The following is a 16691-nucleotide window of genomic DNA, read 5'->3' as shown; positions in this document are numbered from 1 at the left end:
GAGAAACGAGGGCGTTTGTTATTGATGATACGACTGTCTATTCATAGCCATCACCAAAGTCTTCACCAGGATACTTCCTTAATAAGCTGGAAAAACGAGGATTATAATGAGACAACATAGCCGAATGGAAGTTTGTTGCCATCGTTATATCAGAGCTATACTCACGGTCTTTCTTTTTTGAAGACAAGGCAAGTGTTGCATCAATGAAGTTGTATGCCCACTGATTATTATAAGCCATTACAGCCTCAAATAAGTATTTGGTACGAGGCAGCATACTACTATCATGTTGCTTTATTTCATAGTCTCGGATGCGCATCAACAAAGGAACGAAATCTTGACAAGCCCAAACCGTAACAGCCAACAAAGCATTATTGGTTTCATCATCTTCCCTATCAACATCTTCATTCTCATTATCATAATGTGACAAAGCATCCAATAAGATAAATTTATCCTCTTCTCTACGATAGGAAGCTAAAGTCTTCAATGCCTGATAGGTTCGTTCTTTAAGAACGATCTCCTTTATCCTTGAGTAATAGCTTTCCTTTGGTGGGAGTCTCAATAAAAGTTTCTTTGTATATTGATATTTGGACAATCCGGGTGTATAGAGCGCTAAAGAGTCATTACGCAATGAATCTTCCTTACTAATGACCGTCTTATCTCTGCATGACTGAACATTACGTAAGAACACACTACCAGCATATTCCTCTTCTATAACATCATCTGACCGCACATAAATCTTCGTCGTATCTGTATAATTCGAGAGTAATCTTTCCTCTAAGTGTGCATACTTTCGACGTATCAAAGCATCTGTAGCTGCAAGTCGAACACCCACAGAATAACTCCTGTTAGTAAGTTCGCAAAGTTCTTTCGTAGTACATAATGAATCTAATAAAGACTGCACCACAGGAAAAGCTCTTGGTCCTTTGCATGTTTTAATATAAGTCGTATCAATACAATCCAACAGACTATCTACATTCAGATAATACTGTCTACCATTAGTATTTTGCATTTCATAGGATGTTCCAGTTCTATTCAACAGAAAGAGAACCTTCGCTATCTGCTCCTGTCGCTTGTCTGTACAAGCCACCAACAGCATACATATTGAAAGGAAAAACAGGATTTTCTTCATACTACACAGTAAATATCTTTGCATGGAATAAACGCCTTCGAAGACAACAAAGATACTAAATTATTGATAAAAACATGCTTTTCAATCTCTTTTCTTCATCTTATTACCTTCCAAATAGAAGGTATAAAATCATTGTAAAGAACGACTTGTTCGAATTATATTCATGAAAAAAAAGATTTATTTTCATGAAAGGAAATATTTATTTTCACGACAAGAAATATTTATTTACGTGAAAATAATTCCGTAATAACCATGGAATGGGTATCTATTTCAAGGCAATACCTGTGTAAATAGTACCGAATCCTTCTTTAAGAATACGTGCTGAGAAGAAGTCGGAAGCATTATCATAGGTGCAAATACCAGACTGAAGAATATTAGCTGCTGGCACACCAAGTTCTTCTAATTGAAGTTGATTGCAGAGCGGAAGGTTGATATGCCATTTCTCATACATACGTGCAATGCGTTCCATAGGAAAACCTGCAGCCGAAAAAGCATCATAAACCTCCTGACCTACCTCAAAGTTCTTCAGCGAAATACAAGGACCAACAACCGCCTTGAGTTCTTTTGGGTCGGTACCATATAGTTCTGTCATCTTGCGAAGTGTGTGCTGTGCGATACGCTGCACCGTACCACGCCAACCAGCATGGGCTGCACCAATGACATGATGAACAGGGTCATAAAAAAGAACAGGAACACAATCAGCAGTATGAACACCGATGCAGACGTTACGACAATCGGTAACGACAGCATCTTTCCCTTCTTCCATCTCGTACTGTTCAGCGACTGAAAGACGAAAAAACGCATCCGTCACGGTCAGACAATGTGTCTCGTGTATCTGATGTAGACGAATAACCTTATCCGCCTGAACACCAATCTCAGCTGCTACAGCCTGCAGATTCTCGTCTACAGCAGACGGTTCATCACCCCGATGAGGGTTGATGTTGAGTGTAGCAAGCTTTCCCTTGCTAACTCCGCCATGACGGGTAGTGCTAAAGCTGACTACCTCGTCGGCAAGATTAAAGTAATGTAGAACAGGCTTAATCATTCGTATATTCAAAATCTTCAAGGTCTTCTACCTCATCCAATTCGTCTATACCCACCTCTTCAACATCATCAATATCAGCGTCCTCAGCCGCTAACTCGGCAGCAAAACGCGACATATCCTTGTCACGATGAACAAGTGTATCTTCTGAAAGAATACTTTGCAGCTTATTACTTTCTGCATTAAGTTCTTTCCAAAGAATATCCTTTAAATCATCAATTCCCTGTCCTGTAACAGCTGATATGAAAACAACAGGAAGGTCTGTTGGCAACGTTTCACGCAGCATCTCAATGAGCTCATCATCAAGAAGGTCGCTCTTCGTTACCGCTAAGACACGATGTTTGTCGAGCATCTCTGGATTAAACTGCTGTAACTCATTTAGTAACACCTCGTATTCACGCTTGATATCGTCGGTGTCTCCTGGTACCATAAAGAGCAGAAGGGAGTTTCGTTCGATATGACGGAGGAAACGCAAGCCGAGTCCCTTACCTTCACTGGCTCCTTCGATGATACCTGGAATATCAGCCATAACGAAACTTTGGTTATCACGATAGCTGACAATACCTAACGATGGTTCCATCGTTGTGAAAGGATAGTTGGCTATCTTTGGCTTTGCACTTGAGAGAGAAGACAGCAAAGTAGACTTACCTGCATTTGGGAAGCCCACCAAACCGACATCAGCTAACAGCTTCAACTCAAGAATAACAGTCATCTCCTGCATTGGTTCACCTGGTTGTGCATAGCGTGGAGCCTGATTCGTAGCTGTACGGAACTGGAAATTGCCCAATCCACCACGTCCACCTTTCAGCAGTAACACCGTCTGTCCGTCATGCATGACATCACAAACATACTTGCCAGTTTCGGCATCATAGGCAACAGTACCACAAGGAACATCAATATAAATATCCTTACCATCTGTACCATGACACTTATCACGACCGCCATTACCTCCATGCTCAGCATAGATATGACGCTGAAACTTCAAGTGCAACAGCGTCCAATAATTGTGGTTACCACGCAAGTAAACACTTCCACCCTTACCACCATCGCCACCATCTGGTCCGCCATTAGGGTTATACTTCACATGACGAAGGTGCATGGAACCTCTACCACCCTTACCAGAGCGGCAGTATATCTTTACATAATCAACAAAATTACTTTCCATCTTTAAACTTTGAATTTTGAACTTTGACCTTTATGATTTGTACTGTAACTTGAAATATTATTGATTAAGAGAAGAACGAGTTGCCTTAACTATTTTTGTCAAGACCGCTTGAATCTTATGACAATCGTCTGATAAAGATTTATACTCACTCTCACTAATATATTCTGCTTCCCTTAATAAATCAATCCAATAGTTTGACTCTGTTGCTTCTTTCAAAGCGATATTCATCTTACTACAGAAGTCTGCACGACTTTGTTCGTTCTTTCCTTCATGAACATTAGCCCCAATACTCGTCCCAGAACGCAGAAGTTGCTTTGACAGGACATACTCCTTATGCTCATCTGTCAGGTATTTATATAACCGTACAACCCTTAGTGCAAAACTTTTTGATAAGATATAGATATCATTCTCTACGATTTTTCTCTCCAACATACGGTACAAATCATAAAGTTCAAAGTTCAAACCTCAAAGGTCAAAGGTCTACAGAGCATCAATAACAGACTCAATACGTGCGAAAATATCTTCTACAGTACCAAGACCCTCAACATGGTGGTGAATATTCTCACCCTTATACCAATCAATTAATGGAGAAGTCTGGTTGTTGTAAACATTGAGGCGCTTCTTGATTGTTTCCTCGTTGTCATCAGAACGACCGCTCTGCTGACCACGGAGGAGCAGACGCTTCATCAACTCATCCTCTGGAACAAAGAGCTCAACCATAGCTGCCACATTGTGACCACGCTCAGCCAACATCTTCTTCAAAGCCTCTGCTTGTGGGATTGTACGTGGGAAACCATCGAAGATAACACCCTTATGCTCCTTGCCAAAGCTATCGTATACGCTTGCAAGAATATCAATCATCAACTCATCAGGAATGAGCTGACCATTGTCAATGTATCCTTTTGCTGTCTTACCAAGTTCTGTACCATTCTTAATTTCATTACGAAGTACGTCACCTGTTGAGATATGACCGAAGCCATACTTCTCAATCATCTTGTCGCTCTGAGTACCTTTACCAGCACCTGGCGCACCAAAAATTACAATATTCTTCATTATTCTTGTACTAAAGTATAAATATCTCTCAAGTTACGACCCTCCTGGTCATAGTCAAGTCCATAGCCAACAATGAAGTCATTTGGAATCTCCATTGCTGCATACTCAATGTTCAAAGGAACAGTAAGCTTACCAGGCTTCAACAGTAAGGTTGTAATATGCAGACCAGCAGGCTCGCGTGTACCAAGCGTTTCGAGCATACGCTTCATAGTTGCACCTGTATCAACAATATCCTCTACAATGATAACTTCTCTACCACGGATATCTTCGTTCAAACCGATAATCTCCTTAATCGTACCCGTTGAAGTAACACCTTGGTAAGAAGCCAACTTAACAAAGGATATCTCACATGGGATAGTGATATGCTTCATTAAGTCAGAAGCATACATAAACGAACCGTTCAGCACCGCAAGAAAGAGCGGAGTCTTACCTTCAAAATCCTTGTTTATACGATCAGCTACCTGCTTTACTCTTTCCAAAATCTCGGCTTCAGGAATAGAAGTCTCAAACGTTTTGTCCTTAATTGTTACTCGACTCATTCTTCATTATTTATAATTTAGCGCAAAATTACGAAAATAATACCAAACTATCCGCATTTATTTTGTAAATTTGCCATCGTTATGAAGATATTTACAAGTGCCCAGATTCACGAACTGGACAGATACACTATAGAACACGAACCAATCAAGTCTATTGATTTGATGGAACGTGCTGCAAAAGCCATTACTCGTGCTATCACTGAGGAGTGGTCGACACATACGCCAATTGTTGTCTTTGCAGGACCTGGCAACAATGGTGGCGATGCTCTTGCTGTGGCACGTTTGCTGATAAATGAGGGATACAAAGTTAGTACTTACCTCTTCAATATCACCAATCATCTATCAGAAGACTGTGTAACAAACCGCCAACGTTTGCTCGATAGCAAGCATGCAAAGGATTTTACAGAAATCACTGCGAAGTTTGACCCACCTGAATTAACCGCAGACACATTAGTGATTGATGGTTTGTTTGGCTCTGGACTCAACAAACCATTGGCTGGTGGTTTTGCCTCATTAGTGAAATATATCAATCAAAGTCCTGCTAAGATTGTGAGTATTGACGTTCCATCTGGTTTGATGGCGGAGGACAATACATATAACGTACGTGCGAATATCATTCACGCTACCCTCACATTAACCCTCCATGAACGCAAATTATCCTTCCTTTTCGCTGACGCACAGCAGTTTATTGGTAGGCTAAAGGTGCTTGATATCCGTCTGAATCAGGAGTTTATTCAGAAGACAGAAGCACAATATTACCTATTAGAAGAGAACGACATTCGTTCGCGTTTACTCCATCGTGATGACTTCTCACACAAAGGTGATATGGGCAATGCACTTATCATCGCAGGTAGCTACGGCATGTCGGGAGCAGCTATCCTTGCAACTCGTGCCTGTCTACGCAGCGGTGTGGGTAAGGTTACGGTGCATACTCCTAAAAAGAACTACGATATCATGCAGATATCTGTTCCTGAAGCTATCTTACAAATGGACCATGAGGAGACAGCCTTTACCGAAGCAGTTGATACAGATGATTTCGACGCACTTGCAATAGGTCCAGGATTAGGCAGACAGGAGCCTACTGCCATTGCGATGATAGCCCAGATAAGACGCGCACAATGTCCTATTGTTGCCGATGCTGATGCCTTGAATATTCTTGCAAGCCATCGTGCATGGATGCAACAACTACCAAAGGGAATCATTATGACGCCTCACGCAAAAGAACTCGACCGTCTTACAGGCTCTCCTGCCAATGCTGACTATGAGCGTCTTCATCGTGCAAGAGAATTGGCAAAGTCCTTACAAGCTTATATCATATTGAAGGGACACAACAGCGCACTCTGCCTACCTAATGGCAACGTTATCTTTAACTCAACAGGTAACAGTGGCATGGCAACAGCTGGTAGTGGTGATGTTCTCACTGGTATCATCACAGCCCTCCTTGCTCGTGGTTATCACCAACAGAACGCTTGTATGGTTGGAATGTACCTCCATGGTCTTGCTGGCGACTTAGCAGCGAAAGAATTAGGTAAGGAAAGCCTTGTTGCAGGAGACATTATCAACTATCTCCCTAAAGCTTTCAAGCTTTTGGACGATTGATAGAGTCATCCCATTCCAGCTATTGTTGATAGGTAATAAAGCCATCCAAGTATAAGCAACAGCCCCGCATGGTTCTTTCCATGCGGGGCTTCTTGTTTCCCCTGTCATAGCCTACGAGGCACTGCCTCGTAGAAAACAACACAAAAGAAAAGCGGCAGTTCCCAAAAGGAAGCTGCCGCTAATGTTTTATTTAGTCAAGCCGACCTCAACAAATAATTAGTCGAGGTTAGCAAGCTTGTTCTCAGAACCAAGAACGTCTGTAATCTTGTGCTTGTAAAGATCCTCCATGTACTCACGAGCCTTACCACAGTACTGGCGTGGATCGAAGTACTCTGGATGCTCATCAAATGTCTGGCGAACACCTGCGGTGAATGCAAGACGAGAGTCAGAATCAATGTTAATCTTGCAAACAGCACTCTTAGCAGCCTGACGAAGCTGCTCCTCTGGAATACCAACAGCGTTAGGCAACTTACCACCATGTTCGTTGATGATATCAACATACTCCTGAGGAACTGAAGAAGAACCATGGAGAACGATTGGGAAGCCTGGGAGCTGCTTCTCGATAGCTGCGAGAACGTCGAAAGCCAATGGAGGAGGGATGAGGCGACCTGTCTTTGGATCACGTGTACACTGCTCTGGAGTGAACTTGTAAGCACCGTGAGAAGTACCGATTGAGATAGCCAAAGAGTCGCAACCTGTACGAGTAGCGAAGTCAACAACCTCCTCTGGCTTTGTGTAGTGAGAAACCTCAGCTACTACATCATCCTCAACACCAGCGAGAACACCGAGTTCAGCCTCAACAGTTACGTCAAACTGATGAGCATACTCAACAACCTTCTTAGTCAAAGCGATATTCTCTTCGTAAGGAAGAGCAGAACCATCAATCATTACAGAAGAGAAGCCAAAGTCTACACAGCTCTTGCAAGTCTCGAAGCTATCACCGTGATCAAGGTGAAGAACAATCTCAGGATGATGGCAACCCAACTCCTTTGCATACTCTACTGCACCCTCAGCGAGGTAACGGAGAAGAGTCTGGTTAGCATACTTACGAGCACCCTTAGAAACCTGAAGGATAACTGGTGACTTCAAATCAGAAGAAGCCTTGATGATAGCCTGAAGCTGCTCAAGGTTATTGAAGTTGAATGCTGGGATAGCGTAACCGCCGTCAATTGCTCTCTTGAACATCTCACGAGTGTTCACGAGACCTAATTTCTTGTAATCTACCATAATTTCTTTTATCTTTTAAAATTAATAAATCTATACCTATTTACAATTGCAAAAGTACGGTTTTATTTTCTGATAGCCAAAACATCACACATATTTAATAAGCGCAAAATGTTAAATTCCGTGATAAACTGCAATGTTTTCAGAATAAAAGCGAATTGACTTATTAGACATAATAGCCTAATAAGCCTAATTTCTTATTTCAATGATAAACTGAATTACTTCTCTGATGGTTCAATAACACGCCAAACAACTAATGCAAGCGCACCACCAGCAAATAGACCTACGATAAAGACCCAAAGGAAAGTTAATCCTTCACGTAAACGTTTGCGATTTATTGTATCACATCAAAACTTTTTCATACTTATCATTTTATATCAAGGCAAACACAACCTTTAGTCCATAAAAAGCCGTACCTTTGCACAAGGATTAATGGTTTTCGATAATTATAAGTCGTTATCCATAATGGGAACTACAAAGAAATAAGAAGATAAACAACATGAGGTATAAGATGATTGTGCTCGATCTGGATGGCACGCTAACCAATAATAAGAAGGAGATTACCCCACGTACCAAACAAGCTCTCATGCAAGCACAAGCTGCTGGGGTACATGTCGTATTGGCATCTGGCCGCCCTACTTATGGTATCGTTCCTTTAGCTGAGGAATTGAAACTAAAAGGAAATCGTGGGTATATCCTTGCTTTCAACGGAGGAAAAATTATCGATTGCACCAAGAACGAAGTTCTTTTTGAACAGAAATTGGACGAACAGCTTGTACCTATCCTCTTTCAAGGAGCCAAAAAAGCTGGAATGGAAATTCTAACCTATCAAGGTGAGGGTATTGCTGCTACTAATAAAGATGACGAATACGTACAACACGAGGCTTTTATCAATAAGATGCCCGTCATGCAATATGACGACTTCCTCAATCAGTTGGTCTATCCTATCAATAAATGTTTGATTGTTGGCGACCCTACCCCTCTCCACGAGTTGGAGATAAGATTAGCCAAAGAGTTGGAAGGGAAGATGGATGTCTATCGTTCTGCCGATTTCTTCCTTGAATGTGTACCACTCGGTATCGACAAGGCGCGCTCTCTCGACCGTCTTATCTCATCGCTCCGTATCAGCCGTGAAGAGGTTATTGCCTGTGGCGATGGTTATAACGACCTTAGCATGATTCGCTTTGCCGGACTTGGCATTGCTATGGCAAACGCTGCAAAAGACATTCAAAGTGAAGCTGACTTCGTTACTTTATCAAATGAAGAAGATGGTGTTGCACACGTCATTGAACGCTTTATCCTCTCACCAGAGAACATGAATTAAGAGGATATCTTCTACAAACAACTCATCTGCCTATTAGCCGTATTGTAAACTATTTTTACACAGTTCAAAACTAACACATGCTCTTTTGGCCCCTAAAAGACGCCTAATTGGCTTGCAAAAAGTGCCCTTTGGGAGTCTAACTAACGCCCTTTTGAAGTCCAATTAAGCACCTTTAATTTTACTGTTTTGTAACTAATTGAATACATGATACTTACAAGAGCAACAAAAATAGCCGTTTTTACCCTAAAAATAAGGTAAAAACGGCTATTGGATTGTAAATAAATTTCTAAACAAACAAGCGTTTAAACTACAATCTGAAAGGGTTATCACTCAAATACGATTGGGGTTTAAGATTCCTTTCAACAAGAATGTCGCATTCTGATTGCGTGCCACCCCTTTCGTTATCTTATAAGAATAAGTGATATTCTCGCCTAATTCTATTTCAAAACAATAGTTATGAAAACGTCCGGCATATACCTCTTCCATCTTTGAAAGCTCAAGGTCGTGAGTAGCAATAACGCCTGTTACATTGCGTTCGGCAATATACTGCAAGAAAAGACGAGAGCCATTCAACTTATCGAGAGAATTTGTTCCCTTCAAAATCTCGTCCAAAATAATCAGACTTGGTACATCATCACGCAACGAGCCTAACAACTTCTTCAAACGAAGCAACTCAGCATTGAAATAAGAGATGCCATGCGTAAGGTCGTCCGTCGTGCGCATACTCGTAAAGAGATGGAATACTGAGACCTTCAACTGCTTAGCAAAGACAGGCAAACCATTCATCGCCAAGAGGTAATTTATACCCAAGGAGCGTAAGAATGTACTCTTACCTGCCATATTCGCACCCGTAATAATATAATATTCATGGTCGAGGATATCAAAATCATTTGCCACAGCCTTCTCGCCAAGGAAGGGATGATAAAGGTCTTTCGCTTCATAAACCACCTTATTCTCCTCGCTGATCTCTGCCTGTACAGCCCTATCTTCATTCAATCGGAAGTTACCCATTGACACCAAAGCATCAAAGAGATTCAGACTATCAATCCACTCGTTCGTACGCTGTTCATACGTATGCTGCCAGCGGAGGAAGAGTCTTACGATAGTAATGTCAATCAAAGCAAAGCTATTGAAGACAAAGACTCCAACCTCGTTACTTCTGTTATCAATCTTTTGTAAGATAAGTTCTAACTGCTCAAAAGATTCTTCCGCACCTGAAAATTTTTCTTTCAACGTTTGAAGTTCAGCCGACTTAAAATCAGTCGTGTTAATCAACTTCAATACTTGCAAGTAACCATCTACCTGTGTGTGTACCTTTGCTATCAGCTCAGAAATGACACGCATGTGCTTATGCCCACAAAGGAAAGAGAACATAAAGTTAAATATTCCCCACCATACAGGTAATAGAAAAGGAACCAATCCCACAATGGAAAGCACAATACTCACATAGAAACTAAGTAAATTGGCATAACAGAAATAACGTAAAAGAGAGCTATGGAAGAACTTTGGAAAGCTTTGGTAATGAATATCCGTCAATGCCTTCAAAACCTCTTCTGTATTAATACGCCCCTTTACGCCCAAAGACTTAAATTCAGAAAGGAAAGTTTCCTCCTTACCCAACTCGTCTATGGAAACCATTCGTTGACGTATTTGCCCAACAAGTTCTTCCCTCTTCGCACCTCCCCACTCCGTAGACAGACAGGCTGCCAACTGGTCACTACCACCAGTTGAGATAGTGCGGTTCATCCTTTGAAACAGAGAACCTATACCAAAGACATCCATATCGAAGGTATAAGAATGTTGCGGACTGACATATTGCTCGCCAGCTTCAAAGCCTGAGTAGTCGCCTTTCTGATAGGCTATCTCGTTTTGGTAGACCAGCAATAAAGCCTCCCCTTTCTTTATCTTTCGGTCGTTCAAAACGTCACGATGACGAATGTAAAGATAAAACAATAATGCAGCTAAGGCACAGAAAAGTGTCCAAGCTGCATTATCCAATAAGGTGTAGAGAACTACAAAACCAATAGCTATCAAAAAAGAACCGATTTCTGTCAGGATAAAAAAACGACTACGGTTACGGAGAGAGACGAGCGTTTTGCTCGTCTCTTCTGCCTTATGCTGATACAAATCAGTCAATTTTCTGTTCATAATACAAATAAATATAAGGTCAGGATGACATTATTGTGTCACCACCTCTTTACTAACACGGCCATCACTGTACTTCACAATGTTAACACCCTTTTGTGGAGTTGTAATACGACGACCATCAAGTGTATAACGTGCTGTCTCTACAACCTGTCCTTCTCCCTGTGACAAAGAAGAGATTGCAGTAGTATTTGGCTCAGAAATCGTACACTTGGCAGCATTCTCAATGCGCCCAGTAGTCTTATTAATCAGCAGAACGCAGACTTTCAACTTCGACTTGTCTTGTATTATCTTCTTATTAGAAATATTCTTAAAGATATATGTATGGCTCTGGGGTTCGTCTGCCTTAATCGGAGTCTTGATATAGCCTGTCAAAGGAGCTTTTACTCCTTCTGCTGCAATAGCAACAAAGTTATTTTCAAGATTACGAATATCTCGAGGAGCATCTATAAAATAATCAAATTCTTTTGTGATACCACGATCATCCGTACTACCTGAATAATTGTTGTATTGTACCCAGTTAGGATTAGACATACCATCTTCCGTCAGCACATAAGCAAAGCCATAAGGGGCTTCATCTCGATTCACACAGAAAGTGACACAGGGAGTTACAGTAATATTGTTCTTTTCCTTATCCCATACAGCTGATACGGTAATGTCCATATCCGCTCCTTTTGAGCGTTCCTCTTCAAACTCAGTTTGTGCTTTGAAATAACCCAGTAAAAGGTTTCTATTCATATCAAGTGAAGGGCGACTTCTGTAATCTGTAGCTTTCCATGCATAGTCCGTACAAGTTAGTGGATCAGCTCTACCTCCAGTATGGATAGCAATACCAATGAAGTCTTCACCATATTTACGTGCCAAATTCTCCATAAGTGCAATACCACGCGGACAAAATCCACACCACATTCCAGTGTATTCTTCAACTACAACTTTTCTATGAGGCACCTTTGTAACAGTTACTCTCGGAAGCGTAGCATAGTTGAAAGTAGCACTATTCAACTCTCCATTTACCTTTGTAATTGTAAACAAAAGGTCGGTTTCTGAAACCTGTGTATGAGGAGGGATATCAATTTCTATCGTTGTTCCCTCCATGCGGTTCAATGGATTTGTAAGGACATAATTCTTCGACATCAGCTCCTTGCCATTGAAAGAAAGTGTATAATCGAAGTCACGAATAGCAGTTCTACCGTAATTGGTAATCAATAGTTTACCTTTTGCACTCTTTGCTGTGATAGGAACATATACTTTCTGCCCTGTAGAAGGAATAAGCGTATAACCATCCGCCTTTACATTCACAGCACAACAAAAGACTGCAATAAGCGCAATAAACAATGTATAAAACTTATGTAACATATCAAGTTATAGATTAATAAATTATATGCTTAACGAATAACATACTTTTTTGTATAGGCAACGCCCGTCTGCTTCACAATGTAAACGCCCTTAGGGAGATTTGTCAAAGACGTAAGTTGCTTATGCAACAACACACCCTGAGTATTGTAAACATCGTAAGTAACACCCTTCTGTGACGCTACCGAAGCAATACCTGCTGCATTAGTATCAAACTTAACAGTAATTGATGGGCCCTCCTTCTCTTTATCAGAACCGAGTTCTTTTACTTTAAGTTTCAGCGTAATTGTACAATTCTCTCTTTTACCATACGTATGTTCTATCTCAACTGTTTCTTTTTCAAGACCTATAGACAAGAGTTTAGTGCCTACTTCATAAGTTCCTGGATCTGGATTAATAGTACAATTTTCATACGCACAAACCTTCACTTCACCTTCATCTATTTCGTTAATAGTATAGGAAAGAGAAACATTCTGGGGTTTATCAGTCTTATTCTGAATAAACACCTTTCCTGCAATTTCAAACCCTTCAAAAGGAAATTCTGTTGTAACTGCCTTATTCAAGACAACAACAGTGCCGTTAGGAATAACTCTACCTTGTTCATCAAGGAACACAACATCATTAGAACTTGTCTGTGCTTGTGCACTAACTAAAAGATTAGTCATCAGACCAATAAACACGAGTAAACGTAATTTCATTTTCTTATTTATTTATATTTATTCGTAATTGATTATCATTCGTTTATTAAAGCGAAACCTTTTGGCGCACAGCCTGCAAGACTCCGCTATCATTGTAGAAAAAACCTACTATCCATGCATTCTTTGGTACAACTCCGTCAGGGAGTGTGTAAGTCGTTTTCTCCTTATGAACATTCTTCGTAGAGAGCGTTAACTCTGTGCCCCATTCCCCATTAATAGCAGCGCGAAAGACATGATTATGCACATATTCCTTATCCACTTTATTGTTTGGGAACATCTGTGGGGCAACGATGTTATCCTCAACCAACCACAGTTGTAGCCGTCCCTTCACATCTTCAGACAAGGTCTTCAAATCGGTTTCTATCTCCATCTGACGTGTAGAAGCATCATACTGACTTTTAAGTTCAATACTAACTGTTGTCGTCTGAGCAAACTCATCATAGATACGTCCAGCCCAAGTATCTTTGGAAAGTACACCTCCACGACGATTGATAATGGCTTTTGGCACATTTGGAACTGACCAATGCTTATAATAGACATCACCCACATCGGTGCGCAAACCAACGAATCCAGTCCCACTCTTGATTGCAAGCGGTCCTGCATGGAAAGCAACAGTAATCAATTTGTCTGCACCATAAAGCTTTTGTTGCTGTGCAATAGCCTCTGCAGCATCAGGACAAAAGATACAACGCTGTCCCGTAAAATCCTCTATCAGTACATTACGCTGAACAGTAGCAGCTGGAACCTCTATCAGTCGTTCGTCAGAACCAACCGAATCGCAGCCTGTTAAAAAAGCAACTGCAGCTAAAAGAGATATATAAAAACTTTTCATTTCTTATCAGAAGTTATAATTATAAGAGAGTGTCAAGCCCTTTGTTGCTGGGATATAACGACATATACCACCCGAACAGTTGAAGCCTGCACGTGTACGACCGTAGCCTAATTGCAAGCGATGTGCCCCACCGCTATAGGTTACATAACCTTGGTAGTAATGCACCCGAGTATTACCAACATTATAAAGGTCGCTCAATGTGAACATCCAATGTGGTGCAAGCGACAGTTCACCCAATCCAAATAACCAATCTTTATCACCATCTTTCGATGCAAGATACTGTGCCTCTACACGCAACGTTGTGTTAGGCGAAAGCTTCTGTTTGACATCTGCCACAAAGATATGCGAATTAAGCATTCCTCCATGTCCTTCGAGTAGCATCTGATTGTAACGTTGATACATATACATCAGATTGAGTTTCGTATCCTTAGCGAGTCGCTTTTCCAACTGTACATCAATATCTTGATAATAGGTAGCGTCCCCCCACGCCCAAAACGGACTACCATAGCCATCTGTTCCGATTTCTCCAGAACCATTCTTCCGCACAGAATGAACGTGTGAGAAGTTTACTTTCGCGGTCGTACCATACTTTCCACCTATCGGTGAACCCTTTGGGAAGGTATAGGCAGCAGCTGCCTGATAAGCCCACTCACCATCAGGGCGTGTCGCGTAAGGATAGAGAGCAGCCAATGTATAGGTATGCTCCATCGTAAATGGGGGTAGATGATTAACAAAAGAAGAGATTCCTTCCATTCCTCTACGGCTGCGGAAGCCCATATTCGTACTGCGTTTTGCCTGCAGAAGCAGACTCATTCCGCGCTTCGAATAGGAACCCGAAAGCATTGCAACGTAACCATTACGATAGATGTAACCATTATCATGAGAGGGATCTTGCGACTTCATTGCCATCTCTGCCAATACATTAAAAGCTCGATGTTGCACACGCAAACGTACATCGAAGGCATTAACATTAAGCGGAAGATGCAAACGATGAGTTGGATCAACCATTATCACCTCGTCTCTCTCATGTTTATTAAGATAGGAAGCACCTAAGGTAATATATGTATTACGCTGTTGGAGAGTTTTAAACAACTCGTCAATATTCCATTCTACATCAGCACCTATCATCCAACTCTTATTATGATTCCAATATCTACGCTGACGACCTGTAAGCACCTTCACTGCAACACCTGCCCAAGGGCGATAGTTCAATCGTGCACCTTGCAGAGAATTATCAATTCCCAAGCTACGTTCTTCGTACGAACGGAGGATGAAACCAGAGCCAAACTGCTCATAGAAACTACCCAAGGTAAGTTCCGCATTCTTGTAACGACCTTTCAGATAAGCGTAAGGAACACCCCAACCCTTAAAGTCACTCTCGTATCCTGGAAGCGGATGTTCCAAATACTCCAGTCGTGCACCAGCCTCAACATAACGACTCGATAACTTCAAGTCGAGATAAGTATTTGTCAGAAAACGACCATCTGTAGCCTCAGCACCTATCGTACTGTCCTTTTGAGCTAACAGCATATCGCTCTGAAGACTTCCAGAAAGGCGTAATTTATCGGACTCCTCTTGTGCACAAAGAGATATACTACTCATACCAATGAGCAGTCCTATCATCATCAATTTCTTCATAGAATTACTTACCTGCCGCTTCTTTCACCTTTTTATATAGCTCTACTTCAGCACCATCAGTATAGCCGTTGTGCTTATAAACAATCTTACCCTGTCCGTCAAGCAACACGGTATAAGGCACAGACTGAATACCTAACGAGCGACGAAACTCACCATTAGGGTCGAGCAAAACATCATAACGCCAGCCATTCTGGTCGACCATAGGCTTTACCTTATTGACATTCTGCGCCTGATCGATAGACACAGCAACGAGTCGAACACCCGTTTCTTGCTGCCAATCATCATAGACCTCATCAATACTTGTGAGTTCACGATTACAAGGCTTGCACCAAGTAGCAAAGAAAGCTATAATAAGGGGCTTACCATTATTAGAAATAGTGTCGGTTTGTACGGTTTTCCCTTCTATGTCTTTGAGCATTACTTTAGGCAGACGGTCTTGTGCAGACGCTGCAAAGCTTACTAACAGCAAACAAAGGGATAAAAATAATTTATTCATTGTTTTTAATTATATTGCAGCTACAAAAATACTAAAAAAAAGCGATAAAACAAAGAAGAAACTGCCAAAGACTGACAAGACTACATACCTTAATCTATTTTAGATGCCTTTGCTATGCACATTATCTCTACTAAACCCATTTTCTTTGAAAGAAATACTATCTTATCTTCAAATAAGTTTTATCTACTTTTTGACATCTGATGTGCTCCCCAAATTAAGTAAATAGAACCTCTTGCTGTAATTGACGCTTTTATATTCAGCCCTTCGCACCATTGGTGTTAGTATTCCGCATCACATGTGCGAAGCCTTAGCACCATACGTGCGGAGCATCAACACAACAATCAAAAACGGTAAGAAGAACCAATTTATAACGTTATTATAATTCATAAACATCAATGACTTACTCACACAAGATTACATTTTCTGTACAAGGCACATATAAAATTATTGCTGT

The 16691-nt window shown here is 41.1% G+C and carries 15 protein-coding genes; 2 read left to right on the top strand and 13 right to left on the bottom strand.

Going from position 1 to position 16691, the window contains the following annotated elements:
- Positions 1-37: 37 nt before the first annotated feature.
- From FIU21_RS06210 to hpt, 6 genes are all read right to left on the bottom strand, one after another.
- Entirely contained in the window at positions 38-1129 is a 1092-nt protein-coding gene (locus tag FIU21_RS06210) for a hypothetical protein (protein ID WP_231291344.1), read from the bottom strand.
- 265 nt (positions 1130-1394) lie between these two features.
- Positions 1395-2174 carry a peptidoglycan editing factor PgeF gene (gene pgeF / locus FIU21_RS06205; RefSeq protein ID WP_036886360.1) on the bottom strand — a complete coding sequence of 260 codons (780 nt, stop codon included), beginning with the start codon at positions 2172-2174 and terminating at the stop codon, positions 1395-1397.
- Positions 2167-3336, bottom strand: coding sequence for a GTPase ObgE (obgE, locus tag FIU21_RS06200; RefSeq protein WP_004360406.1), 1170 nt, complete (start codon positions 3334-3336; stop codon positions 2167-2169). Before obgE ends, pgeF begins: the two co-directional genes overlap by 8 nt.
- A gap of 57 nt (positions 3337-3393) precedes the next feature.
- Positions 3394-3768, bottom strand: a complete 375-nt coding sequence (locus tag FIU21_RS06195; RefSeq protein ID WP_004360405.1) for a four helix bundle protein — start codon at positions 3766-3768, stop codon at positions 3394-3396.
- Between the two features lie 48 nt (positions 3769-3816).
- Positions 3817-4389, bottom strand: a complete 573-nt coding sequence (locus tag FIU21_RS06190) for an adenylate kinase (RefSeq protein WP_013264859.1) — start codon at positions 4387-4389, stop codon at positions 3817-3819.
- Entirely contained in the window at positions 4389-4928 is a 540-nt protein-coding gene (hpt, locus tag FIU21_RS06185) for a hypoxanthine phosphoribosyltransferase (protein ID WP_036886359.1), read from the bottom strand. The genes FIU21_RS06190 and hpt overlap by 1 nt, the downstream gene beginning before the upstream one ends.
- Before the next feature lie 81 nt (positions 4929-5009).
- On the opposite strand from hpt, the gene FIU21_RS06180 reads away from it, so the two are divergent.
- On the top strand, positions 5010-6527 hold the full coding sequence (locus FIU21_RS06180; RefSeq protein ID WP_004360403.1) for a bifunctional ADP-dependent NAD(P)H-hydrate dehydratase/NAD(P)H-hydrate epimerase: 1518 nt from the start codon (positions 5010-5012) through the stop codon (positions 6525-6527).
- Between the two features lie 216 nt (positions 6528-6743).
- Here the strand turns inward: FIU21_RS06180 and FIU21_RS06175 are convergent, their stop codons facing one another.
- Complete coding sequence (locus tag FIU21_RS06175) at positions 6744-7754, bottom strand: class II fructose-bisphosphate aldolase (protein ID WP_004360402.1); 1011 nt, start codon at positions 7752-7754, stop codon at positions 6744-6746.
- A 496-nt stretch (positions 7755-8250) separates the two neighbouring features.
- On the opposite strand from FIU21_RS06175, the gene FIU21_RS06170 reads away from it, so the two are divergent.
- Entirely contained in the window at positions 8251-9075 is an 825-nt protein-coding gene (locus FIU21_RS06170) for a Cof-type HAD-IIB family hydrolase (protein ID WP_036886358.1), read from the top strand.
- Between the two features lie 330 nt (positions 9076-9405).
- Here FIU21_RS06170 and FIU21_RS06165 read toward each other — a convergent pair whose 3' ends face one another.
- Genes FIU21_RS06165 through FIU21_RS06140 form a run of 6 tightly spaced genes read right to left on the bottom strand, consistent with a single transcriptional unit; the run spans position 9406 to position 16237 of the window.
- Positions 9406-11223 carry a MutS-related protein gene (locus FIU21_RS06165; RefSeq protein ID WP_036886357.1) on the bottom strand — a complete coding sequence of 606 codons (1818 nt, stop codon included), beginning with the start codon at positions 11221-11223 and terminating at the stop codon, positions 9406-9408.
- A gap of 30 nt (positions 11224-11253) precedes the next feature.
- A complete protein-coding gene (locus FIU21_RS06160) occupies positions 11254-12576 on the bottom strand; it encodes a thioredoxin domain-containing protein (RefSeq protein ID WP_004360399.1) in 1323 nt (440 codons plus the stop codon).
- A 29-nt stretch (positions 12577-12605) separates the two neighbouring features.
- Positions 12606-13271 (bottom strand): hypothetical protein, encoded by a 666-nt coding sequence (locus FIU21_RS06155; protein ID WP_004360398.1) that lies wholly within the window; start codon positions 13269-13271, stop codon positions 12606-12608.
- A 46-nt stretch (positions 13272-13317) separates the two neighbouring features.
- Positions 13318-14103 carry an Omp28 family outer membrane lipoprotein gene (locus FIU21_RS06150; protein ID WP_004360397.1) on the bottom strand — a complete coding sequence of 262 codons (786 nt, stop codon included), beginning with the start codon at positions 14101-14103 and terminating at the stop codon, positions 13318-13320.
- 6 nt (positions 14104-14109) lie between these two features.
- The gene (locus FIU21_RS06145) at positions 14110-15741 is read right to left on the bottom strand and encodes a DUF6029 family protein (protein WP_004360396.1); all 1632 of its coding nucleotides are present in this window, start codon (positions 15739-15741) and stop codon (positions 14110-14112) included.
- Between the two features lie 4 nt (positions 15742-15745).
- Positions 15746-16237, bottom strand: coding sequence for a TlpA family protein disulfide reductase (locus FIU21_RS06140; RefSeq protein WP_004360395.1), 492 nt, complete (start codon positions 16235-16237; stop codon positions 15746-15748).
- Positions 16238-16691 lie beyond the last annotated feature (454 nt).

It is taken from the genome of Prevotella melaninogenica (genome assembly GCF_013267595.1).
In the GTDB taxonomy this organism is placed as follows: domain Bacteria; phylum Bacteroidota; class Bacteroidia; order Bacteroidales; family Bacteroidaceae; genus Prevotella; species Prevotella melaninogenica_D.
This window is presented reverse-complemented; position numbering and strand designations above follow the sequence as displayed.

Excerpts from the sequence above, each read along its gene's own strand:
- FIU21_RS06210 (WP_231291344.1), bottom strand. The coding sequence starts at position 1,129 with ATGAAGAAAATCCTGTTTTTCCTTTCAATATGTATGCTGTTGGTGGCT.
- pgeF (WP_036886360.1), bottom strand. The coding sequence starts at position 2,174 with ATGATTAAGCCTGTTCTACATTACTTTAATCTTGCCGACGAGGTAGTC.
- obgE (WP_004360406.1), bottom strand. The coding sequence starts at position 3,336 with ATGGAAAGTAATTTTGTTGATTATGTAAAGATATACTGCCGCTCTGGT.
- FIU21_RS06195 (WP_004360405.1), bottom strand. The coding sequence starts at position 3,768 with ATGTTGGAGAGAAAAATCGTAGAGAATGATATCTATATCTTATCAAAA.
- FIU21_RS06190 (WP_013264859.1), bottom strand. The coding sequence starts at position 4,389 with ATGAAGAATATTGTAATTTTTGGTGCGCCAGGTGCTGGTAAAGGTACT.
- hpt (WP_036886359.1), bottom strand. The coding sequence starts at position 4,928 with ATGAGTCGAGTAACAATTAAGGACAAAACGTTTGAGACTTCTATTCCT.
- FIU21_RS06180 (WP_004360403.1), top strand. The coding sequence starts at position 5,010 with ATGAAGATATTTACAAGTGCCCAGATTCACGAACTGGACAGATACACT.
- FIU21_RS06175 (WP_004360402.1), bottom strand. The coding sequence starts at position 7,754 with ATGGTAGATTACAAGAAATTAGGTCTCGTGAACACTCGTGAGATGTTC.
- FIU21_RS06170 (WP_036886358.1), top strand. The coding sequence starts at position 8,251 with ATGAGGTATAAGATGATTGTGCTCGATCTGGATGGCACGCTAACCAAT.
- FIU21_RS06165 (WP_036886357.1), bottom strand. The coding sequence starts at position 11,223 with ATGAACAGAAAATTGACTGATTTGTATCAGCATAAGGCAGAAGAGACG.
- FIU21_RS06160 (WP_004360399.1), bottom strand. The coding sequence starts at position 12,576 with ATGTTACATAAGTTTTATACATTGTTTATTGCGCTTATTGCAGTCTTT.
- FIU21_RS06155 (WP_004360398.1), bottom strand. The coding sequence starts at position 13,271 with ATGAAATTACGTTTACTCGTGTTTATTGGTCTGATGACTAATCTTTTA.
- FIU21_RS06150 (WP_004360397.1), bottom strand. The coding sequence starts at position 14,103 with ATGAAAAGTTTTTATATATCTCTTTTAGCTGCAGTTGCTTTTTTAACA.
- FIU21_RS06145 (WP_004360396.1), bottom strand. The coding sequence starts at position 15,741 with ATGAAGAAATTGATGATGATAGGACTGCTCATTGGTATGAGTAGTATA.
- FIU21_RS06140 (WP_004360395.1), bottom strand. The coding sequence starts at position 16,237 with ATGAATAAATTATTTTTATCCCTTTGTTTGCTGTTAGTAAGCTTTGCA.